The sequence below is a fragment of the Acinetobacter sp. ATCC 27244 genome (genome assembly GCF_000156555.1).
In the GTDB taxonomy this organism is placed as follows: domain Bacteria; phylum Pseudomonadota; class Gammaproteobacteria; order Pseudomonadales; family Moraxellaceae; genus Acinetobacter; species Acinetobacter haemolyticus.
In genome coordinates, this window is sequence record NZ_GG665955.1 from 13,386 (window position 1) to 36,862 (window position 23,477).

Consider the following 23,477-nt stretch of genomic DNA (forward strand, 5'->3'; position numbering starts at 1 on the left):
AAACTCAAAATACCCTGAGAAGATTAAGGTTTTTGTAAGCAAGTAATTTATTAAATCGAGTATTTCGATTAGAATAGCCAAGCTCCTTGTGGCGTGTGTCATCCCTTGAACACAAAAATGATCTTTCATGCTTTTGAAAATTCGCGTGGCTTATAACGGTAATGAACCAAATTCTTCCTACTTCGTTGGAGTTAACTCCTTCCATTCGTGTGCTTGACGAGTGGCAAGAAGCCATACCTGAAGATTTGTATATCCCGCCAGCCGCATTTGAAATTTTATTGGAACAATTTGAAGGTCCTTTGGACTTCTTGATTTACCTGATTCAAAAGAGTGGCTTCGATCTTTTACAGTTAGATATTTCTCCAATTGCAACGCAATATCTATCATATATGGATAGTATGAAATCGTTGAATATCGAACTGACTGCGGATTATATGGTGATGGCTGCATTACTGGCTGATCTAAAGTCACGTTTATTACTTCCCAAACCTGTTGCTGTCGATCCTTTTGAAAAGGATCCTAAACAAGAACTCATCGATCGTTTAGAAACTTACCTCCGCATTAAGCAAGCTGCTGAAAAACTTGGTCAAATGCCCATCTTTGAACGAGATACCTTTAGTACAAATGTGAGTATCGGACATATTGCCCCAATCTATGAGGGTTATGATGCTGATGCTTTAAGGGATGCGTTATTTTGCGTATTCAATCGCCCTGAACCGATTACACACGTTATTGCTCAAGAGCCTGTTTTACTTGAAGAGCGAATTGCTTATATTGAAAGCCAACTGGCTTCTGGTGAAAGTTTAAGTTTTATAACTTTACTCAATCCTAAGCAAGGTCGTATGGGCATGGTCGTAACATTTATGGCAGTACTTGAATTGACTCGTCAACAAAAGATTCAAATTATTCATACAGGGATCGAAGCACCTCTGACAATTCAAGGAATTTCAGCATGAGTTTAGATCAGTTTGATTCCAATGAAGGCATGTCATTGGAAGATATTCATCATGATGTTCTACTGCAAATTGAAGCGATATTATTCGCCAGTGACTCACCAGTTTCACTTGCACGACTAAAAGAAGCCTTTCAAAACCAATATAATAAGCAACAATTACGTCAGTTTTTGCAACAACTCGCAATGTTACAACATGGCCGTTCTATTGAATTAATCGAAACAGCTCAAGGTTTCCGTTTTCAGGTTCGCGCCAAGTATCGTAATATCATTGCGCAAGTTTGGCCTGAACGCCCAACTAAATTATCGCCGTCTTTACTCGAAACCGTCGCTGTTATTGCGTATCATCAACCTGTAACACGTGCAGATATTGAGCAAATTCGTGGTGTATCAAATAACAGTCAAATTTTAAGAACACTGTTTGACTGGAACTGGATCAAAGAGTCTGGTTTCAGAAACTTACCTGGAAGACCTGCGTTGTTAGTGACAACGCCCCAATTTTTAAATGCATTTGGTCTAGCTTCGCTAGGTCAACTGCCTCCCCTGCAGAACGCCAAGGAAGCTTTCATGACACTCGATGCGCAAGCACCGAAGTCTTGAGAAGGTGAACTGTTGATCATTATGTCTAAGGTTGTGCTGTCATGAGTGAAAAATTACAAAAGGTTTTAGCGAGAGTTGGGCTTGGCTCACGTCGCTATATGGAGGAAGTCATTGCTGCTGGTCGTGTCAGCATCAATGGTCGTATTGCCCAAGTGGGTGAACGCATTGAGCCAGGTGATGAACTTCGTATTGATGGTCGTAAAGTACAATTCCAAGTAGAAGATGAAATTCGTCGTCGTGTTTTAATTTACTATAAGCCAGAAGGTGAAATTTGCTCACGCAATGATCCTGAAAAACGTCCAACCGTATTTGATCATTTGCCTCAAATCGCCAATGATCGTTGGGTCATGGTCGGCCGCCTCGATATCAACAGTACAGGCTTATTGTTGTTTACCAATGATGGTGAGCTTGCAAACCGTTTAATGCACCCATCAAACGAAGTAGAACGTGAATATGCAGTACGCGTTATGGGTGAAGTGACACCTCAAATCCGTAATAACATGCTCAAGGGCGTTGAACTTGAAGATGGTCCTGCGAAATTTGAATCCTTCTCTGAAATTGGTGGTGATGGGATTAACCGTTGGTATCAAGTAGTCGTGAAAGAAGGTCGTAATCGCGAAGTTCGTCGTATCTTTGAATCGCAGAATTTAAAAGTCAGCCGCTTATTACGTACTCGCTACGGAACCGTGATTTTACCTCGTGAGTTACGTACAGGTCGCTGGATGGAACTCGACAAGATGGATATCGATAACTTAGCAAAATCTGTTGAATTAAAACCACGCCAAGGTACAGGTTTATTCGGTATGGCTAAACGTCGTACTGAACGTATGACAGATAAACCAATGGCAGCACGTCGTGGGGGTTATTTACGTCAACAACGTCGTGATGATGAACAACCTGAACAGCGCCCAAACAGCAATGGTGGCAACCATAATAACAATGGTCGTAAAACGATTGGCTTCAATAAAGGCTTTAAGAAGTTTTAATTGATTGTCATTTAGAAATAGAAAAAACGCTCAATTTGAGCGTTTTTTAATGTCCAAGATTTGCGATCAAGCAATACCTTGTGGAATGGCACTCAATAATTTTCGCGTATATTCGTGCTGAGGGTGCAGATACAGATCGTCAGAATTGGATATTTCAACAATTTCACCATGATTCATTACCATGACCTGATCTGAAATATATTTCACCACCGATAAATCATGAGAAATAAAGATATAACTTAAACCAAACTCATCTTGTAGATCTTGAAGTAAGTTCAATACCTGCGCCTGTACAGAAACATCCAACGCTGAAACTGATTCGTCACAAATCAAAATCTCAGGCTTTAAAGTTAAGCAACGTGCGATAGCAATACGCTGACGTTGTCCTCCTGAAAATTCATGTGGGTAACGATCATAAGCTTGAGCAGGTAAACTTACGCGCTCTAACAACTCTAAAGCTATTTTTTTACGTTCTGTATCATCCTGACCAATCCCATGAATACGCATTGGTTCAAGTAGAATTTGTCCAATCGTAAACCTCGGATTCAACGAAGCATAAGGATTTTGGAAAATGATCTGTATTTTACGTTGATACTTTGCAAACTCTTTTTCAGACATGGCAAAAATATCTTTACCATCAATAAGCGCTTGTCCACCTGTTGCTTCATGTAACCGCATTAACAACAAACCAATGGTTGTTTTTCCTGAACCAGACTCACCAACCAGACCTAATGTTTTTCCTTTTGCCAGTTTAAAAGAGACACCTTTTACAGCTTGAAATTCATCACGTCCCCATAATCCTTTACGACTATAAAATGATTTTTTCAGATCTTTGACATCCAAAATAATTTTTTCATCACCTTTCAATCCACGTGCACGTTGCTGTAAATGAAGCGTTGATAAGTTTATCTCTTCCACAAGTTGTCCATTTTCTAGCTTCATAAAATCGCTGGTAATCGGTAACCGATATGGACGTGAAGACAATTGGGGACGACAATGTAATAACGCTCGCGTATAGACATCATTCGGTTGCTCTAAAACCTGTTTAGTCTCACCACTTTCTCGAATTTCACCATGCCGCATCACAATCACTTCATCAGCAATCTCACCAACCAAAGCTAAGTCATGTGTGATAAACAACATCGACATTTCACGCCGTTGACGTAAAGATTCCAACAGATCAATAATTTGCTTTTGAATGGTTACATCTAGGGCTGTGGTCGGCTCATCTGCAATCAAAAGTTTAGGCTCACAAGCAATCGCCATTGCAATCATTACGCGTTGCTGTTGCCCACCAGACAATTGACTTGGATAGGCATCGATCTTGGTTTCAGGGGAAGGAATTCCAACCTCTTTTAACAACTCCAAAACACGTGTACGAGCTTGTTTACGTCCCATGCCTAAGTGAATACGCAAAACCTCTGCAATTTGATCCCCAACTGTAAAAACAGGATTTAATGATGACATCGGTTCTTGGAAAATCATCGCAATATCCCTTCCACAAATGTCACGAAGTTCTCGAACGGATAGCGTCAGTAAGTCTTTATCTTCAAAATAAATTCTACTTTGCTCTGAGATTCGACTCTGTTCTTTTGGCAGTAATCCCATCACGGCCAAAGAAGTTACTGATTTACCACTACCCGATTCACCAACTAAAGCAACCGTTTTGTTCTTTGGAATGCTAAATGAAATCCCTTTGACGGTCTCAACCCATTGCTTATTCTCTGATTTAAAACTGACATGCAGATTTTCAACCGTTAATAACGGCGTTTCATTTGTATTTGGCATCATATTTCACTCCGTTATTTCAGCTTAGGATCTAATGCATCACGCAAAGCATCAGTAAACATTGAAAATGCTGTCACCAAGACAGCCATCGCAATCGATGCCGCAGCCAATTGCCACCATTTACCTAGAATCAACTCAGTTTGTGCTTCATTCAACATACTGCCCCATGAGACCACGCCAACAGGAACACCAAAACCAAGGAAACTCAAAATCACTTCAGCTTTGATAAAAGCGACGACAAGGATAGAAATTTGAACCAAAGCAATATGGCTGACGTTTGGAAAAATATGTATAAACATACGGCGAAAATGACTCACGCCAATCGCTTTAGCAGCGAGAACATATTCACGGGATTTATGTTTCATGTACTCAGCACGAATCAGTCGGAAAACACCAGTCCAACCAGTCAAGCCCAAAATTAATACAATCGAAAGAATACCTTTCTGCTGTAAAACTGCGGCAACGGCCAAAACTAGTAATAGATAAGGAATCGAAGTAAAGATGTTATAAAACCAATTGAGAACATCATCTACCCATCCTCCGAAATAGCCAGAGATCGCCCCCAGAAAAGTCCCGATTACAACCGCCAATAATGCTGAGAGTAACCCGACAAGAATAGAAGTTTCTGCGCCTTTAATCGTTTTAAGTAGAACATCTTGTCCCCATTTATCTGCACCAAATGCTAAGGTTGATTTCAGTGCTTGGTCTTGATCAACCAACTGCCCATCAAGTTGCTGATTGATCACCAACATATCTTCAGCTAATGGATCGGTTACGCCGTAATAATCAATCAACGTATTGTTATCATGTTGCTCTGCAATGTCCGTATTTGACTCACGAAAACTATCTTTTAAAGAATCAGCCGGATTTTCAGGAAAATCTGCCGCTGGCTTCGCTAGTGGAGTTGACGGAGCACCTTCTTTACTTGTCCCAATAAACGTTGGTGGTGCGTAACTTACAGCCACTTGTTTGTTCCAATCTGATGCAATAACACCTGTAATCGATAGCAATAACACGATGAAATAACCGAGCACCACAAGTAACGATGCTACTGCGATACGATCTGCTTTTAGTCGCTGTACAGCCAAACGCCATAACCCAAAGGATACAGTGTTAGGCTGTACATGTGCTTTTCGTTTTAATAATACACTCAGCATAAGCTCACCTATTTCAACTCTACGCGTGGATCGATTAACTTATAAATCAGATCCGCAATTAGGTTAAAAAACATGGTTGCGACGGCAACATAAACTGTTATCGCTTTAATCACGGGGAAATCACTACGTTCAACCGCAATGATGACTTCTCGACCAATACCAGGGATACCAAAAAAGCGTTCTATCAAAAATGCGCCAATTAACAAAGCAGGTAATGTCGCCATAACATCCGTCACAATTGGAATCGAAGCATTGCGTAAAACATGTATGCCATAAACACGTCGCTCACTCACACCTTTGGCACGTGCAGTACGAACATAATCCTGATTGACCTCATCCAAAATGAAACTGCGATAGAGTCTTAATGTCGGCGCAATACTCACAACAAGCATAATCAGAACCGGTAATAGTGCATATTTGAACAGATTTTCGTTGAAGTTATCGCTCCAACCTTGAACTGGAAACCATCCCAATTGATAGGCAAAGAAGTACTGAAAAACAATGATATAAACCAAGATACTGATCGACATGCCGATCGTACAAAGCATCATCACCATACGATCAGTTAAACTTCCTCGCACAGATGCAACAGCTAACGCCAAGATGATCGAAATTACGGTTTGTAGCAGAGTTAATGGAATCAGAATCGTCAGTGATGGTCCCAAGCGAGTGCTTATAATTTGCGAGACCGACTCCCCAGTACTCCAACTCACGCCATAATCAAAAGTCAAAATTTGCTTAATGAAAATCCAAAGTTGAATGTAATAAGGCTGATCAACACCTAACTGTTGTCGAATATTTTCAATTTGCTCTGGATTCGACATTTTTCCTGCCAAGATATAAGCAGGATCCCCCCCCCACCCAATTGAACAAGAAAAAAATCAGCAGCACGACACCCAGCATTGTGGGGATCATCTGCCATATGCGACGTATGATATATGCCAGCATAAAAGATGCCCCTTATTTAATCCGTTGACCTGAAATTTCATTGAAAAAAGCAGTGTTACTAGGTTTACGCCCTAGAAACTCCTCAACTAAAGCTTGTGCTGGTTTTTGGCTACCTTGAGCTAAAATAGTTTCACGATAACGTTGTCCTACCTCGGTATTGTTCAAATTATTACCAAAGGCTGACAGCATATCTAAGGCCATAACTTCAGACCACATATAGCCGTAGTAACCAACTTGGTAGCCTCCCATAATATGACCAAACTGGCCTGGAAACTCTGTAGTCGGCACATAGCCAAGTGCTGTTGCAGCCTCCATCTTTTTCCAGACATCTAATGGTTGTATTTTCAAAGCATCCTTACCATGCAATGCCATGTCATACTGTGCATATAAAGTTTGGCGGGCATAATGTAGACCTCGCCCATAACCATGAACCGCATTTAATTTTTCGATTAAGGCATCATCCACACGTGGGCAAGCAGGACTACAAAAATCTGCGAGTTTTGAAAGAGTTTCTTTACGTCTCGCCCACTCTTCATACATCTGGGATGGTGCTTCAACAAAATCTCGCTCTACTGAAGTGCCAGATTGTGATGCATAACGAGTATTCGATAAGATGCCATGAAGCGCATGCCCAAATTCATGCACAAAGGTTTCCAGCTCATCACTGTTCAGTCCCTTTCGATTAAAATTGGTGACCAGAGCTGAAATTGGTTTCCGCTCAGTTAAACGGCTCCGCCCGAAAACACTCCAAACAGCAGCATGCCCATACTTCCCTTCACGGGGAAATTTATCCATGTACAACCCACCAATTAATTGCTTTGTTTTCGCATCGACAACATCGTAATACTCGACTTCATCTTGCCAAGCCACTATATTTACTGGTTTAAATTCAATACCATATAAATTAGATGAAATAGCAAACAACCAATCTTGAGTTGCTTGTGTAGGAAAATATTCACGCAATTTTTCTTGATCAATTTGGTATTTAGCTTGACGGAGTTTTTCACTCCAATATTCATCGCTCCAGCGCTCAATCGAGGCTTGTTGTAATGGAATATTTAAGGTTTTAGCTTTAAATTCACGTAAGGTCTGAACTTCTTTTCGCTCTAAAGGTGCTACTGTTGTATGAACTTCTGCTAAGAATTTATTCACCGCCTCAGGTGTTTTTGCCATTCGGTTTTGCAAAACCCATTCTGCATAACTCGATTTGCCAAAGAGCTGTGCTAGTTCATAACGCAAATCAATCGCTTGCTTAAGCAATGCTAAATTCTTTTCTCCACCACGCCGACTAAATGCAATTTGATAGCGCTTACGTGCCTCATCACTTTCAGCAAGCTGCATAAATGGACGGTATTCAGGATATTCAAACCCCAATAGATAATTACCCTTATCATTTTTGTTTAAAGCATCAATATAGCTTTGCGGTAAGCCTTTTAACTCAGCTGGACTAAACTCTATTTTTTGAGGATTCTCACGTACATTTCTCGCATACACCTGTTCAATTGTCGCGAGTTCGTCCAAAATCTCTTTCAAACGTTTTTGTTTATTGGTGGTCAGCAAAATGCCTTTTTCCTCGAAATTATTCAAAATGTCTTGCTGAAATTTGCTATCTATTGCATCAGATGGCTTTAGTTTTTTAAACTGCTGATAGAGCTTGGGATTTTGAAAAATATCTGTTTGGAACTGCGTAATTTTAACCTCGCAATCTTCTGCAGCATTGCGAACAGCCTCATCTGGATAAACGTTGCCATATAAACCAATTGGACCATAAAAATCTTCAAACTCAGCAAAAATACGATCCCATTCTGCTAGCACAGGCGCTGCTGGTGCATTTAGTTTTAGTGGTCGCATTTCTACAGACTTTAACTGTTTTTTTACTTCATTGATTTTGGTATCACACATTACTGCGATATCTTTGGCTTGAAATGTTGGCAGGATCTGACGTTTTGTAGTTTCAGCCATTACCATCTGGTTAATACCCATCGTCAGTAAACACAATGTGGCTAATTTAAAAGTATTAGATTTCATAATTACTCCAGTTCTTTATTTCTATTTCTTCATATCAATGTCGATATACATCCATTCCGCAGGAAGAATCGGATGCTTTTTAAAACCAATCACGCGGGGTTGAGCCAAGATATTTCGATAACGAGCGCCTATCACTTGTGCAGGCATATAGACTTCCAAAATTCGAGACATTTTTCGGTATAAAGCGTCACGTTCTGGACTAGGAGACATTTTTTGAGTTTGTTCGTATAAACGGTCAAATTCAGGAATCTGAACACAACTGTTATTACTCACATGAACGTTTTTGCCGTAAAAAAGCTGCATAAAATTATCAGCATCAGGATAGTCAGCAATCCAAGCAGAGGTTTTGAACATGGTTTTACATTGTTTTTCTAACTTCAGTGCTTCAGAAAATGGCAATGATTTAGTGGTCATCTGAATCTTGAGACTATCTAAAATTCTTTTCCAAAATTCTGCTTGTTGTTGACTTCTTAGACTGCTTCCTGAAATCGTCATATCAATCACCAGTGGCTTCCCATCTGGCTGCATTCGCCAACCATTTGCACCAACTCGATACTGATAACGATCAAGCAATAGATTTGCGGCTTTAACTGAATAAGGGATACTGCTTTTATAGTCAGGATCGTAACCAACAACACCATTTGGAATCAGTGCATGTAATTTTTGGGCATCCCCTTTTTGTAAGATATTGATATAACTGTCGGCAGAAAAAGCCATCGCCATGGCACGGCGAAGTGCAATTTTTTCTTTACTCAACCCACCCACAACTGGGTTTTTCATATTCCAATAGTGATAGTCAATGGATGGATCAACGATACGAGATAGTTGCACACCTTTTTTCACCAATTCAGGTTTCAACTCACCATTCTGCAAAGCTTGAACGGTCAACTCACCATCGAGTTGAAATAAATCCACCTCATCTTTGCTAAAGGACAGCCAACGTGATTGACCTTCTTCCATCACTTGTATATCAATGACACCAATTTGTGGCATCAGTTTGCCCTGCATGGCTTGAACAATTTTCTGATCTTCAGCAGAGCTCGCTTTAAAATTCCAAACAAAACTTCGGAAATCAGGATTAGCTTTTAAAACAATTCTTGATCCCGGTGTCCATCGCGCCAACATATAAGGACCAGTGCCCACTGGATGACCCATCGCAAAACCAGACTTATTTCTATACTTTTCAATAACTTCCCTAGACACAGCACCTGCAGGTTGATGGGCCAAAATCATCGGGAAATTTTGATCAGGGCTTGTCAGGCGAATTACCAAGGTATGTCGATCTGGCGTTTGTAAGCCAACAACTGGTTGGTCGTAATCAAATTTTCCAGTTTTTTGTGCTTGTTTCAGCACTGTATCCATTCCCGCAATACGTCCATCGAGTAACCAGCTATTGGGGGAATGTAAGTTCGGATCGAGCAAACGCTTAAAGGAATAAACATAATCCGCAGAGGTTAGTTCACGCTTTTTTCCTTTAAATATAGGATCATCAACAAAATAAATACCTTTCTGAATTCGAATGGTATAGGTCAAACCATCTTCACTCACTTCAGGCAAAGCTACAGCTGTCCGAGGAACTAACTTTGCAGGTGAAGCTAAATAGTCATAGGTATATAAAGTCTCAAAAATCGAAGCATTCACGTGCGCAGAATACAAATCGTGCACACCAGCAGGATCAAAACCTGTTTCTGCAACAGGAAAAACATAACGTAATATTTTATTTGGATCGGCTGGGCTTTTAGCAATAACAACAGTAGTTGCAAGAGTCGTTGTTAATCCCACACAAAGTGCTAAGCCGTGATATTTCAATGAACGTATAAAGCTCTGTTTCATGTTGAACTCATCACTTATTTTTGACGTGGTGAAGCAATATCAAAATATTGCCAGTTGATATTCATGATTGAATTAAATAAATCCTTATCTCCCATATTTTTGAGATCAAAAAATGTAAATAAAAAATGTTTTTTGTGCTCTAAAAGATGCTGCATTGAATACACGATTTTTTTTGAGATTAATGTGCTAGCCCCACCCTTAAATACAAAGTAATTAGTGAAATAAACTCTTGGTTTTATTTTAAAAATATGTGCTTTCGCTTTTTCATAAATAGTTAAAATGCTTTCTGCTGTTGATAGGATGAACTTTTCTAGCCCCACTAACGCTTCACATTGAAGTGAATTTGCAAAACCAGCATCAACAAAACTTTCATTAAAAAATTTAAATTTTTTAACCTCATTTTGCTCATCCTCAAGGGCACCACAAAACCTTTGAAGTGTTTGATCCACTTGTGCTGGTGTTCTGGCATATCCAATTGAGGTAAATGCGGTAACCGGTAAAAATAAAGCGACGTTTGAGAATTTAGACTTCAACATTGTGCTCACATCATCGTTTTTCAGTAAATGCTAGTCTTTTCGAGTAGCAACCATTCACACAACGATTTATCTCTCTTTATCGAATCAAAGAATATTTTTACAAAGCTAAAAGCTATTTTTTACCATTCGTATAAATAACAAAGATAAGAGAAACCATTCTATGATGGAAAAACTACTGCTAAATTCATGCCACTTTTCAAACAAATTACCAACCTAAAATAAATGTTTTTTAATAAGTATTCTAAAAATATGGATTTATGCATGTTAGTTAGAAGTAATATTTTGCTAAAGCCAATGCTTTTATATTAATTTACATCTCAATTAGTAAAAAACTACAAATGTATAATTTTAAATAAATAAATCAGGATTCGCACCAAATGAAAGCAGCATAAAAAACTCTTGATGCATTTTAATGCGATACAAAAAATCTTGATTGTTGTAAAAAAATGACAATAAAAATATTTTTTGTATATTCATTGTTTTTTAATAATTAGTAAAAATATGAAGTGCTTACCAAATAAAACTACAACGCTTTTACACAATTATTCTAAAAGTAATTGATCCCTAAAAATAAGGTTTGGCACATGTCTTGCTAAACCGATTTTGTTCATTCATTTAGAGTGACCATCAATTTAGGGGTTATAAATTCAATGAAAAATACCAATTTCGTTCAATCTAGTGCTCTGCCAAAAGCGAGCAAAAACATACTAAAACTCAGTACCCTGAGTCTAAGTATGTTGTGTTTATCAATGACCCATGCGGCCGAAACAGAATCACCCACAGATGAGAAACCAACCAAAGTTGTAAAAGTTGCAGTTACGGGCTCATCGATCAAAGGTGTTGCAGCACAGAGCGCCTCTCCGATTACGGTGATTAGAGCAGATGATCTTGCAAAGCAAGGCGTAACGACTGTCGAGGAAGCACTAACTAAAGTTAGTGCCAATCAAGCAGGATTTTCTACAGCTCAAAATGTTGGTGCAAGTAATACCGAGGGTTCATCTGCAAATCTTCGAGCATTAGGTACTGATAAAACATTAATTTTATTGAATGGTCGACGTTTAGCGTACAGTCCATTTAGTACATCAACCACAAACCTAAATATTATTCCAATGGCAATGGTTGATCGTATTGAAATTTTACGTGATGGAGCTTCAGCAATTTACGGTGCAGATGCGATTGCTGGTGTTATTAACTTCATTACTAAAAAATCATTTGAAGGATTAAATATTAGCGCAGGCTTTATCCAGCCAGAACAAAGCGGTGGTGACAAACAAGATATTTCAATTTTTGGGGGGTATGGGGATCTAGATGAACAAGGCTTTAATCTCATGGGGGTTGTTGACTACCGTCGCTCCAATGACATTATGGCAAAGGATCGTAAAGCTAGCCGACGCGGAGGCGTATTACCTGAATTAGGTATAGATGGAAGTTCAGCAAATGGCTTCCCTGCCAATTTCCGTGACCCCAAAACCAGGATGTTAGGCAATCCTTATGGCAATAGCAATTGTAATAATGCACCCAATACTGTTGCTGATGGTGGACTTTGCTATCTAAATACCCAAGCTTTGATTGGTATTGTTCCCAAAACAGAAACGATCTCCGCCTTAGGTCGTGGAACCTTTAAACTCAATGATAATTTCAATGCAATTGGTGAATATATTTATTCACGTAATGAAGTTACTACTTCAATTGCACCAGATGTTTATAGTCGTTCTGTCACCCTGCCCTCTACAAGTCAATATTATCCTGGTAAAGGCATAACTCCCGATGTTGCAGGATTAAGTGGTGAACCCCTTGAGCTTTATTTAAGATCACAAGCTGGAAACCGTATGTCTAATCCAGTGAATGAATCACATCGAGCATTAATTGCTTTAGAAGGTGAGGCTTACGGTTGGGACATAAACACAGGTTTATCTTATGCACGTAGCGAAGCGACAGATGGCTTTGCTGGAGGGTATTTAAATAAAAGTAAACTCCAAGATGCTTTAAACAATGGAACAATCAACCCTTTCGGTCCTAGTGAAAATCAAGAACTTTGGGAATCCTTTGAGGTAAAAGGCGATACCAACAAGGGTACACTCACAGCCACGACATTTGACTTTACTATTAGTCGTCCAATTTATACTTTGCCCGCAGGTGAGGTAGGCTTTGCCTTTGGGGGTAGTTTTAGTAAGCAGGACTGGAAAGCCAATGTGAATTCGGAAATCGTCAGTCAAGTTCCTAGCAGCGGTATTGATCCTAATAAACCTGAAAGTAAAGGCAAAAGAGATATTACTGCAGCTTTTACAGAGTTACATATTCCAATTACCAAAACCTTAGAAGCACAACTAGCAGCTCGTTATGATGACTATAGTGATTTTGGTGATACATTTAATCCTAAAATCGCATTCCGCTGGGAACCAATTAAACAATTGATGTTCCGTACTTCATACAGTACAGGTTTCCGTGCACCTAGCTTATATGATATCAATGCACCTCAAAGTAAAACTTATACTGGTGCGCGCTACAATGATCCTGTGCTATGTCCAAACGGCAAAGCAATATCACCAGAATACCAAACTGAATGTAATACCCAATTCTACCGTACACAAGGTGGAACAAAAGACTTACAACCCGAAGAATCAACCTCAATTACCGCAGGTTTTGTTGTAGAACCGATCAAAAATTTAGTGTTCTCGGCTGATTATTACAACATCAAAATCGATGGACTAATTAACAGCATCGGAGAAGCAATGATCTTCGGTGATCCTGAAAAATATGCAAATCGTTTCATTCGAGGGGCTGATGGTCGATTGGAATATATCAACAGTGCATTAACAAATATGGGTGGAGTTAAAACTGAAGGTATTGATTTAGCGTTAAATTATCTTTCACCTATGACTTCTACTGGTCGCTTTGGCTTCGGTATTGATGGCACATATGTTATCAAATACGACCGTCAAGAAGAGAAAGATGGTGCATGGGAAGGCTATGTTGGTAAATATGATGATCCAGCAATCTTACGTTGGAAACACGTTGCCAATCTTAACTGGAGCTACGAAAACTGGAAAATGGTCTTCGAGCAAGAGTTCTACCGTGGCTATAAAGATCAAAACCAAATTGGTGATGAGAAATATGATAACCACCGCGTAAGTGATTACACCTTATATAACGTTTCAGGAACGTATAAAGGTTTTAAAAATCTAGAGTTGACTGCTGGTATCAAAAATCTATTTGATGCTGAACCTTCTGCTTCGAATGTGCTCGATAACTTTCAATATGGTTATGACCCTCGCTATAGCGACGTAACGGGACGTGCATATTTCCTAAGAGGCACTTATAAATTCTAAAACTCTAACCACTGCAAGATGTTCCTTTTTTATCTTGTAGTGGTTCAACGTAATCCTGATGTGTATATAAGATAAAAATTGCTACCAAGATTTTCAATCTAGCCAAAATACTTTTATACAACTCAACGATTACAATTTCAGGAGCAATTATGGGCATACCCTTTGCTGAGAATGAAAATCAATCGGCCAAACGTCTGATCGGTCTTGGTGTGGTTTTATTTCTTCATCTTGTGATCGCCTACATTTTAGTAACAAGTTTAACGACCGAGATGACCAAGCCTGTCGAGAAACCTGTCGAACTACTCATTATTCAAGATATTGAACCGCCCCCTCCACCACCTCCACCCAAGCCAGAGGAAAAACCACCTGAACCACCCAAAATGGTAGAGAAAGTGGCAAAAATGCCTGATCCACCGAAACAAGTGGAAAAAGTAACACCTGTTGCCAAACCAACACCAACGCCACCTGTACAAAATACAGTTGCAACTCCTACAGCTGCACCTGCTGTCGCAGCACCTAGTCCAAGTCCTGTTGCAGCACCGGTCGCCGCGCCTGCTCCCGCACCAAAACCTGCTGGGATCTCACGAGGAGTATCGGAAGGTAGTGCAGGATGTAAGAAGCCTGATTATCCACGTGAACAGGAAATGGCAGGTGAAGAAGGTACGGTACGGATGCGTTTACTGGTCGATAGCTCAGGAAAAGTCATCGATGCCAAAGTGAACAAATCGAGTGGTGTTAGAGCGCTAGATAGAGCAGCCACTAAAGCATACAGCTTGTGTTCTTTTACACCTGCCATGAAAGATGGTGTTCCTCAACAAGACTGGTATGAAATCGAATACACATTCACGATTTCCTAATTAAGCAAATGAATTAAACAATTTTTTGGAGAATTTAAAATGAATAAAACAGCAAAATATATCGCTCGATTCGCGGCTATTGGTTTAATTTCAACCAGTACTTTACTCCCATTAAGCGCAGTCTGGGCAGATGAAACCACCCAAACAACTGCTATAACCACAGTCGCGGCGAATGAAACCGCGCAAACGACAGCAACTCCTCCTCCACTTCCAGCAACTGAACAAGAAGCTTATAACCCTTATGGATTAGAAGCACTTTGGCGTGAAGGTGATGTTATTGCTAAAACAACACTGTTTATTTTGGTATTGATGTCGATCGGTACGTGGTACATCATTTTTTCTAAAGTATTTCAACAAAGTAAAGTTAAACGCCATGGTATAGAAGCTGAACGTAATTTTTGGGAAGCAGATACTTTAAATAGTGCAAAAGACAGCTTAGCCCCTAATAGTTCTTATCGTTATATTGCCGAAAAAGGCATTCATTCAACCAAACATCATGATGGCACATTATTAGAACGTATTGATTTTAATACTTGGGTCACCATTTCGATTCAACGTGCAATTGAGAAAGTACAAAGTCATTTAGGTAACGGTTTAGCATTTCTAGCAACAGTTGGTTCAACAGCACCCTTTGTTGGCTTATTTGGAACTGTTTGGGGAATTTATCACGCACTTACCGCCATTGGAATTTCAGGACAAGCATCTATTGATAAAGTTGCTGGGCCTGTAGGTGAAGCATTAATTATGACTGCAATTGGTTTAGCTGTGGCTGTACCTGCCGTACTTGGCTATAACTGGTTGACTCGTCGTAATAAAGCAGTCATGGATAATGTCCGCTCATTTGGCTCTGATTTACATGCTGTTTTACTCAGTGGTGAATTACGTAGCAACCCTGTAAACCGTGATTCTAAATAAGGGATACGATTATGGGCATGATGATAAATTCAGATCAAAGTGACGATGATGTAATCGGAACGATTAACACCACTCCACTTGTTGACATTATGCTGGTCCTGCTGATTATCTTTTTAATCACTGTTCCAGTGGTCACACACACTGTCCCTGTAAATCTTCCTGAAGAAAAAAATGCACCCTATGCAACCACGCCACTAAATATTCAACTTTCAGTAAATAAAACAGGTGATATTTTCTGGGATGAACAGCACGTTGCAGATAAAGAAACGTTACTCGCACGATTACAAGTTGAGGCGCAAAAGCGCCCTCAACCAGAGGTTCATATTCGTGGTGATCAACTCACACACTATGCAGCAATCGATGAAGTGATTAGTACCACCCAACAAGCGGGTATTGGCAAAATTGCATTTGTCACAACTCCACCTAGTTCACCTTAATCAAATGATAAGGAGTTAGTCATGGGCATGAATGTCGGACCAAAAAGTAGTGAAGATGATGTGATGCTCGACGTTAACATGACACCTTTAATTGATGTCATGCTAGTGTTGTTGATCATGTTCATTATCACGATTCCAATCCCAAACAACGCCATTAATATTAATTTACCTAATGGCGTACCACCGCCACCAACCAATGAGAAACCACCCGAAACCATCAACCTGAGAGTCGATGCACAAGGTCATATTTTCTGGAATGATCAAGCTGTTGCTGATCGCCAAGCATTGAAGGTTTTGTTTGAATCTGTTGCGCAAAAATCTGATCAGGATCAGATCAAGTTTAAACCAGACCCAGAAGCAGAATATAAAAATATTGCCATGGTGATGGCATTAGCTCAGCAGAGTAAAGTTACTAAAATTGGGATCGTGAGCAATAACTAGAAAAATAAACACTAACTATTAGGCTTCACAATTCTAAGTTCCTCCTGTGCTAACAAGTCCGCTTGTTAGCTTTTTTTATTTAATTTCACTTATGACGATTGGGAGAACCAAACTATTTACTTTGTATCCTTTAGGCTTGTCATTACAAGCATTTCCTGTCACCGTCGTTTTCACAACGTAAGGCGAATACGGCATCACGTTTAAATAACCCGTATTATCTGATCCTGAACGACAATCTTCTGCATCAAGTTTTTCGTCATAACGACCAGCATTCGAAGACTCCTGAACTTCAGTAATCAACTTGGCATTCCATTGGCTTAGATAAACTAAACTTTTAGTAGCTTCAACAGTTCCTTGTCCCGACCCAGCACTTTCGATTTCAACCAGTTCAATCGATTTACCTTTATACATCGTTGGATGAACTTTAAATGTATTCGATTGACCACCAAACTCTTTTAAAATTTTTGCTTGTTTTAATTTTGGACGGGTTAGCACATAACCTGCCCAAAAGTTACGCCCTGCATTTTCAAAACTAACACCAGATAAATAAGCTTCTTCGCCTGAAATTAATTTTACTTTTTCCGTGTGATGAATCTGAATAGCTTGCTGAGGATTCGCATTTGAATCTTGTAAATTAGTGATCCAACTAATGATGGTTTTATCTGCGGGTACAGCAGCTTGAGTAGTCGAGATCAAACCTGACAAGCATAGTGTTATAAAAACAAAATTCTTCTTATTCATTGTTATTCACCTTAAGTTTATGAATCAAATCGCTTATAAAATCCATTAGCTATCGTGACTTAGTCTTCCCAAGCCCACCCACTCATAGCAAATCTTCTTACTTTTCAAAGATGAAAAGTAACAAAAATCTTTTGTCAGACTGACGGTACGTCCTTGCTACCGCAGTCTAACTTGGCGGCATCCTTGCCGCCCTCCACGATCACAGATATTTACTAGACAATAAATACCCAAAGTTAGTTAAATTTTTCCAACTCAATCCATTTTGCTTCTGAAAAATACTTTGCCAAATAAGCCTTTAAATAATCCGCCGTATCTTTAGAAATCAATGGATCTTTAGATTCATCTTTTAAGTTATACACCAAAGCATACAAACTCAAACCACGCTGTTTTAATGCTTCCAAGCTTAATAAAGTATGATTAATACTGCCTAAACGCCCAGAAGTCACCAAAATTACAGGAAATTGATGCTGCACAATATAATCAATGGTCAATAACTCTGTGGTTAAAGGCACCATTAAACCACCAGCACCCTCCAATAACACCACATCAAAACGTTGTGCCAGTTCTTGAGTTGCAGCCTCAATTTTAGCGAAATCTAACTCACGCCCATCCAAACGCGTAGCTAAATGCGGTGATGCTGGATAAGTAAAAATCTCAGGCATGGTCAGTTTGTCATGATCTTCTTGAAACCAGCCACTCCCCATGATTTCACGGTGTTTTTCGATGTCTTCAGACACATCGATATTCCCTGTTTGCACCAACTTCTGGGTAATGACACGCTGTCCTTGTTCGGTCCAAAGCTTGGCGAGATAACCTGTGGCATAAGTTTTACCAATTTCAGTATCAATGCCACTGACAAAATAAATACCTTTCATCTCATTTCCTTCACTTTACATTTAATGGATTGATTCAGATTCAATTTTAAAAACACGAGGATAACTTTCCCAACGATCATCAAAAGCATATTCAATACAAATATTTGGTGATGAAAACAGCTCTTTATCCTCTTGGTAATATAAAAAAGTGACTACTTTTCGCTTATTTACCAACTCAAATGTATTTGGTGTATGCCTATTTTTTGAAATATTTATATTTTTAACAGAACCACATATTTTTTGAATTGGTGCTTTTAGTCGCATATATGATGAAATCTCAAATGAAAAATATATAGAACAACCAATAAAAATCATCAATATAATTTTTAATAAAAAAATAAATAACTTATTACTATGCTTTTTTGTAAAAAAACCAAATATGCCTAATGAAATACCAGTTGCCAATACCATTATCCCAAATTCAAACTCATAAAATATAAGCAAAAATAAGCTAACTATAATTGAATAACTAGCATACTTGATCATATTTTCTGACGTTAATTCTTCTTCAAGCACTTTTAATATGTACCTCTTATATTTATTTTTTTCTTACAATCACATAAATCGGATGATAAGTTAGGCGAAAACCTTGCTCATCATGAAACTGTTGATAATCAGAATAAAACTGCTGTAAAGATTGCTTAGTCCAACGATGTGACTTTGCTGTTGCAGTCACCCCTGTCGCTTTTAGATGATGCAGAACTAATTTAGGATCATCAAAATATAGATGTTTTTGCTCTTCTTGTATAAAAACAATCTCAAAGCCATTTTCTTCAAGTTTCTGTTTCAATACTTCAGTAGAATAATAATTTAAACCTTGCCCAGTCAGCTTTTTGATTTCAATGAAATTATTTTCACCAAATGTAGAGAAACCCAAATAGCCTTTCGGTTTTAACGCATCATGAATGCGTTGTAATAATGCAGGTAGATCAGTCATCCATTGCAAAGCTGAACTTGAAATCATCGCATCCAATTCTGATGGTAATTCAAGCTGTTCAATATCTCCGATCAACCAAGCTATATTTTTAATCTTTGAAAAATGCTGTTCAACATCCTCATAAAGATCATTTAAAAATAATTGATCAAACTGAAAATGAGTCTGAAATAAATGCGTTAAATTACCCGACCCACAACCGATCTCAAGTACAGAATCAAAAGTCTTTGGAAAATACGCTTTCAGATATTCAAATAACTGTGCACTGATCTGCTTTTGCACTACAGCATGCTCAACGTAACTTTGCCCTGCTTTGGCAAAACGTTGAGCGACTAAAGCTTTATCGACACTCACAAACATTCCACCAATTTTTCTAATTCTGCTTTTTGAACCATAGACGTTAATGAGATACGTAAACGTGAACTATTTTGCGGTACTGTTGGCGGTCGCACAGGCATGGCATAAATACCTTGTTGCTGAACATAACGTGCTTTTTCAATCGCTGCATTACTTTCGCCGACAATAATTGGAATAATATGGCTACTCGATGGACTTGAAAAACCTTTTGCAATCACCGCCTGCTGTAAAAAATGACTGATCTCAGCCAAGTGCTGACGCTGCTGCTGCATATTTAAAACTTTATTAAAGATAAAGTCAGACCATGCCATCGAGATTGGTGGTAATGCTGTGCTGAAAATCAAGGGACGCATTTTATTAATAAGATAATCACGGACGATAGGATCACAAATAATATAACCGCCAATTGAGGCAATCGCTTTGCCAAAAGTCCCAATAAGGAAATCAATCTGATGCAATACACCATATTGCTCAGCACAACCTAGTCCTTGCCCACCTCTCACACCTATGGCATGAGCTTCATCAACATACAACATGGTTTTGACAAAACGTTGCTTTAACTGAGCCAATGCCGCTAAATCCGTTTCATCACCATCCATACTAAAAATACTTTCAGTCACCACAATAATACGTTCAACTTGCTCATCTTGTTGATACTTTTGCAATAACTGTTCCAAATGCTGCAAATCGTTATGACGATAACGCACATATTGAGCATTCGATAGACGAATACCATCAATCATACTGGCATGAACTAGTTTATCCGCCAAAATTACGGTTTTACTATCAGCTAATGCAGGCAAAATACCAATATTCATGTGATAGCCACTATTGAAAAGCAAGGCAGCACGACCAAAAGCTTTGCTTAGGCTATTTTCAAATTGTTCATACTCCGCAAAATTACCTGTCAGTAAACGTGAAGAAGAAGAGCTAAATAATGCACGGTCGATTTTCAAAGTATCAAGAAATTCTTCTCTTAAACTTAAATCAGCCGCCAAACCTAGATAGTCATTGGATGCCAAATTCAACATGGTTCGATCTTGAATGGTGATCCATCGTCCCTGCTGTTGATTTGCAGTAAATTGGCGGAAATTACCTTGCTGTTTGAGTTGCTCAAGCTGCTCGGCATAATGATTAAGCAAGGACATTGGCATTTGCTCCTGATGTGGTTCCGTTAATTAGACCACTCAATCTAGTTTTATAAGTGATAAATCCGCTCTAAATATTTAAATTATGCTGCCATTACTTTTGGTAAATGTCGATCATAAAATTCATTTGGTGTTGCCTTATTCAAGCTTGAATGAGGACGTATCGTGTTATAAAAATCCAAATATTCAGCAATTGATTGTTTTGCTTGTTTAACCGTATCGTAAGCCTTCAAATAGACTTCCTCATGCTTCACACTGCGCCATAAACGCTCAATCATCACATTATCCATCCACCGTCCTTTTCCGTCCATACTGATACGGATATTTCTCAATTTTAACTCATTCAAAAATGCCTCGCTTGTGAATTGACTGCCTTGGTCTGTATTGAACACCTCAGGACAACCATATTTCACAATTGCTTCTTGCAACGCATCTATGCAAAAGTCTGTTTCCATACTGATCGATACACTATGAGCCAGTACTTTACGACTATGCCAATCTATAATCGCACACAGATAGACAAAGCCTTTAGCCATAGGAATGTACGTGATATCTGTACACCAGACTTGATTAGAGTGATCTATAACCATGTTTTTCAAAAGATATGGAAAAATACGGTGTGCAAGATTAGGCTTACTGGTATTGGGCTTTGGATACAAGGCATGTATTCTCATCAAGCGCATTAAACGTCGGACTTTACGCCGACCTATTTGATGTCCTTGACGCTGTAGCATGTCTCGTATCATTCGACTGCCCATAAATGGGTAGTCGATGTGAATTTCATCAATCAGACGCATTAAACTCAAATCAGTTGATGAAATCTCTTTGGGCTTGTAATACAACGTGCTGCGATTGATTTGAATCAATTGCGATTGTTGTCGTACCGAAAGTTGATGGGTCTTATCGATCATTTTTTGCCGCTCAGTTGCCCTGTTTTTCTGAGTGCACCTTCTAAAAAATCAATTTGCAATGCCTGATGTCCTATCTTGGCATGTAAAGCTTTAAGATCAATCTCTGGTTCTTGTTGTGCTGTTGGTCGTGAAAAAATATTGATCGATTGCTCAAGCAGTTGATTTTTCCAATCAATGATTTGATTTTGATGTAAATCGAATTGAGTAGAAAGCTCAGCGAGTGTGTGGTCGCCTTTAATTGCTGCGAGAGCAACTTTAGCTTTGAAATCTGCTGAGTGATTACGACGTTTTCTTCGTGTCATGGTTGACTCCAGAAACAAGCATTTCCCATGCTTATTGGGGAGTAGATTATCACTTATAGACGTGGTCTAAAATCATAGATCCACATCACTCCTTGCATATTTTTCACCACTTCACTCATCTGTGCTAATAAGTAATTTAGCTCGTCATTGGTAATCACATACGGTGGCATCACGTAGACCAATTTTCCAAATGGTCGTACCCAAATACCACGCTCCACAAACTGCTGCTGTAAGCTTTTCATGTCGACATTAGATGTTAATTCAACTACACCAATCGCACCTAAAACCCGTACATCAGCAACGTGATCAAGCTGTGCTAAATCACTTAATTGTTCAGCCAGAATCGTTTCAATCCGTTGAATATTGCTCTGCCAATCTTGCTTAACCAATAATTGAGTACTTTTCAAAGCAACAGCACAAGCTAGAGGATTCGCCATAAAAGTTGGACCATGCATGAACACGCCAGCTTCGCCACGACTAATGGTTTCAGCCACTTGTTTAGTGGTTAAGGTTGCAGACAAAGTCATATAACCCCCTGTTAAGCCTTTACCAATACACATGATATCAGGCTCAACTTGCGCATGTTCCCAAGCAAACATTTTACCTGTGCGCCCAAAGCCTGTTGCGATCTCATCAAAGATCAACAACAAATTGTACTGCTCACATAATTCTTTGGCTTGGCGCAAATACTCAGGATGATAAAAACGCATCCCGCCTGCACCTTGCACAATTGGCTCAATAATTAGTGCAGCAATACTGTGATGATGCTGTTCAATCTGCTGTTTGAGTTCTTGAATATCTTGTGGATTCCACTCACCATCAAAGCGACTTTGTGGCGCGGGTACAAAGATTCGATTCGGTAAACTTGAGCCAAAAATCTGATGCATTCCCGTGACAGGATCACACACAGACATCGCATTCCAAGTATCACCATGATAGCCAGAACGTGTAGTAATAAAATTAGTTTTCTCAGGTTGATTCAACGCAGCCCAATATTGCACTGCCATTTTTAAAGCCACTTCAACTGAAACTGAACCAGAGTCAGCATAGAAAATTTTATCTAAACTCGGAGGCGTAATTTTTAATAAGAGTTTACCCAATTCAATTGCAGGTTCATGCGTCAAACCACCAAACATGATATGCGCCATATTTTGCAATTGATCAGTAATGGCTTTGTTAAGTTCAGGATGATTATAACCGTGAATCGCACACCACCATGACGACATACCATCAACCAAAGTTCGACCATCTTCTAATTCAATCGTTGCACCATAAGCACGTTTGACTTTAAAGGTTGGCAGTGGATTTAACATCGATGTATAGGGATGCCATATATGTTCTAAATCAAATAAATCGGTCATCCTCTACCTCATTTGCTGCTATTTCAAAATTTTCCATTTGC

At 39.1% G+C, this 23,477-nt stretch carries 20 protein-coding genes and 1 pseudogene; 8 read left to right on the forward strand and 13 right to left on the reverse strand.

Annotated elements, in window-relative coordinates; genetic code table 11:
• Window positions 1-161 precede the first annotated feature (161 nt).
• From HMPREF0023_RS08315 to rluB, 3 genes are read left to right on the forward strand one after another with little or no spacing between them, the layout of a single operon-like run.
• Complete coding sequence (locus HMPREF0023_RS08315) at window positions 162-956, forward strand: segregation and condensation protein A (protein WP_008941815.1); 795 nt, start codon at window positions 162-164, stop codon at window positions 954-956.
• Window positions 953-1,552 (forward strand): SMC-Scp complex subunit ScpB, encoded by a 600-nt coding sequence (gene scpB, locus HMPREF0023_RS08320; protein ID WP_004638126.1) that lies wholly within the window; start codon window positions 953-955, stop codon window positions 1,550-1,552. Before HMPREF0023_RS08315 ends, scpB begins: the two co-directional genes overlap by 4 nt.
• 41 nt (window positions 1,553-1,593) lie before the next feature.
• Entirely contained in the window at window positions 1,594-2,538 is a 945-nt protein-coding gene (gene rluB / locus HMPREF0023_RS08325) for a 23S rRNA pseudouridine(2605) synthase RluB (RefSeq protein ID WP_005081469.1), read from the forward strand.
• A 66-nt stretch (window positions 2,539-2,604) separates the two neighbouring features.
• On the opposite strand, the gene HMPREF0023_RS08330 is transcribed toward rluB, so the two are convergent.
• From HMPREF0023_RS08330 to HMPREF0023_RS08355, 6 genes and pseudogenes are all read right to left on the reverse strand, one after another.
• On the reverse strand, window positions 2,605-4,326 hold the full coding sequence (locus tag HMPREF0023_RS08330; RefSeq protein WP_026056294.1) for an ABC transporter ATP-binding protein: 1,722 nt from the start codon (window positions 4,324-4,326) through the stop codon (window positions 2,605-2,607).
• A 14-nt stretch (window positions 4,327-4,340) separates the two neighbouring features.
• On the reverse strand, window positions 4,341-5,483 hold the full coding sequence (locus HMPREF0023_RS08335; protein ID WP_008941817.1) for an ABC transporter permease: 1,143 nt from the start codon (window positions 5,481-5,483) through the stop codon (window positions 4,341-4,343).
• Between the two features lie 8 nt (window positions 5,484-5,491).
• Window positions 5,492-6,431 (reverse strand): annotated as a pseudogene (locus tag HMPREF0023_RS08340) (ABC transporter permease).
• Window positions 6,432-6,443: 12 nt separating this feature from the next.
• On the reverse strand, window positions 6,444-8,459 hold the full coding sequence (locus HMPREF0023_RS08345; protein ID WP_008941819.1) for a M3 family metallopeptidase: 2,016 nt from the start codon (window positions 8,457-8,459) through the stop codon (window positions 6,444-6,446).
• A gap of 21 nt (window positions 8,460-8,480) precedes the next feature.
• Entirely contained in the window at window positions 8,481-10,292 is a 1,812-nt protein-coding gene (locus tag HMPREF0023_RS08350) for an ABC transporter substrate-binding protein (protein ID WP_008941820.1), read from the reverse strand.
• 14 nt (window positions 10,293-10,306) lie between these two features.
• Window positions 10,307-10,828: a hypothetical protein gene (locus tag HMPREF0023_RS08355; RefSeq protein WP_008941821.1), complete on the reverse strand. Its 522-nt coding sequence runs from the start codon at window positions 10,826-10,828 to the stop codon at window positions 10,307-10,309.
• A gap of 650 nt (window positions 10,829-11,478) precedes the next feature.
• Between HMPREF0023_RS08355 and HMPREF0023_RS08360 the strand changes: the two genes are divergently transcribed.
• The 5 genes from HMPREF0023_RS08360 to HMPREF0023_RS08380 all read left to right on the forward strand — a co-directional run bounded on the left by HMPREF0023_RS08360 (window position 11,479) and on the right by HMPREF0023_RS08380 (window position 16,807).
• Window positions 11,479-14,157, forward strand: coding sequence for a TonB-dependent receptor (locus tag HMPREF0023_RS08360; protein WP_008941823.1), 2,679 nt, complete (start codon window positions 11,479-11,481; stop codon window positions 14,155-14,157).
• A 149-nt stretch (window positions 14,158-14,306) separates the two neighbouring features.
• Window positions 14,307-15,014, forward strand: coding sequence for an energy transducer TonB (locus HMPREF0023_RS08365; RefSeq protein ID WP_005081453.1), 708 nt, complete (start codon window positions 14,307-14,309; stop codon window positions 15,012-15,014).
• 39 nt (window positions 15,015-15,053) lie between these two features.
• Window positions 15,054-15,929 (forward strand): MotA/TolQ/ExbB proton channel family protein, encoded by an 876-nt coding sequence (locus HMPREF0023_RS08370; RefSeq protein WP_008941825.1) that lies wholly within the window; start codon window positions 15,054-15,056, stop codon window positions 15,927-15,929.
• A gap of 11 nt (window positions 15,930-15,940) precedes the next feature.
• The gene (locus tag HMPREF0023_RS08375; protein WP_005081449.1) at window positions 15,941-16,366 is read left to right on the forward strand and encodes an ExbD/TolR family protein; all 426 of its coding nucleotides are present in this window, start codon (window positions 15,941-15,943) and stop codon (window positions 16,364-16,366) included.
• A gap of 21 nt (window positions 16,367-16,387) precedes the next feature.
• On the forward strand, window positions 16,388-16,807 hold the full coding sequence (locus HMPREF0023_RS08380) for an ExbD/TolR family protein (protein ID WP_005091496.1): 420 nt from the start codon (window positions 16,388-16,390) through the stop codon (window positions 16,805-16,807).
• Between the two features lie 75 nt (window positions 16,808-16,882).
• On the opposite strand, the gene HMPREF0023_RS08385 is transcribed toward HMPREF0023_RS08380, so the two are convergent.
• From HMPREF0023_RS08385 to bioA, 7 genes are all read right to left on the reverse strand, one after another.
• Window positions 16,883-17,548, reverse strand: a complete 666-nt coding sequence (locus HMPREF0023_RS08385) for a hypothetical protein (RefSeq protein ID WP_008941826.1) — start codon at window positions 17,546-17,548, stop codon at window positions 16,883-16,885.
• A gap of 233 nt (window positions 17,549-17,781) precedes the next feature.
• Window positions 17,782-18,423, reverse strand: coding sequence for a dethiobiotin synthase (bioD, locus tag HMPREF0023_RS08390; RefSeq protein ID WP_008941827.1), 642 nt, complete (start codon window positions 18,421-18,423; stop codon window positions 17,782-17,784).
• Between the two features lie 21 nt (window positions 18,424-18,444).
• The gene (locus HMPREF0023_RS08395) at window positions 18,445-18,939 is read right to left on the reverse strand and encodes a hypothetical protein (RefSeq protein WP_008941828.1); all 495 of its coding nucleotides are present in this window, start codon (window positions 18,937-18,939) and stop codon (window positions 18,445-18,447) included.
• Window positions 18,940-18,961: 22 nt separating this feature from the next.
• Entirely contained in the window at window positions 18,962-19,717 is a 756-nt protein-coding gene (gene bioC, locus HMPREF0023_RS08400; RefSeq protein ID WP_008941829.1) for a malonyl-ACP O-methyltransferase BioC, read from the reverse strand.
• On the reverse strand, window positions 19,708-20,862 hold the full coding sequence (locus tag HMPREF0023_RS08405; protein ID WP_017396567.1) for an 8-amino-7-oxononanoate synthase: 1,155 nt from the start codon (window positions 20,860-20,862) through the stop codon (window positions 19,708-19,710). The genes bioC and HMPREF0023_RS08405 overlap by 10 nt, the downstream gene beginning before the upstream one ends.
• A gap of 83 nt (window positions 20,863-20,945) precedes the next feature.
• Window positions 20,946-22,075, reverse strand: a protein-coding gene (locus HMPREF0023_RS16240) for an IS3 family transposase (RefSeq protein ID WP_100833738.1) whose coding sequence is annotated in 2 segments (ribosomal slippage) — window positions 20,946-21,823 and window positions 21,823-22,075 — 1,131 coding nt in all. Because the reading frame shifts where the segments join, the coding sequence is not laid out codon by codon here.
• Between the two features lie 53 nt (window positions 22,076-22,128).
• The gene (bioA, locus tag HMPREF0023_RS08420) at window positions 22,129-23,436 is read right to left on the reverse strand and encodes an adenosylmethionine--8-amino-7-oxononanoate transaminase (RefSeq protein WP_008941832.1); all 1,308 of its coding nucleotides are present in this window, start codon (window positions 23,434-23,436) and stop codon (window positions 22,129-22,131) included.
• Between the last annotated feature and the right edge of the window lie 41 nt (window positions 23,437-23,477).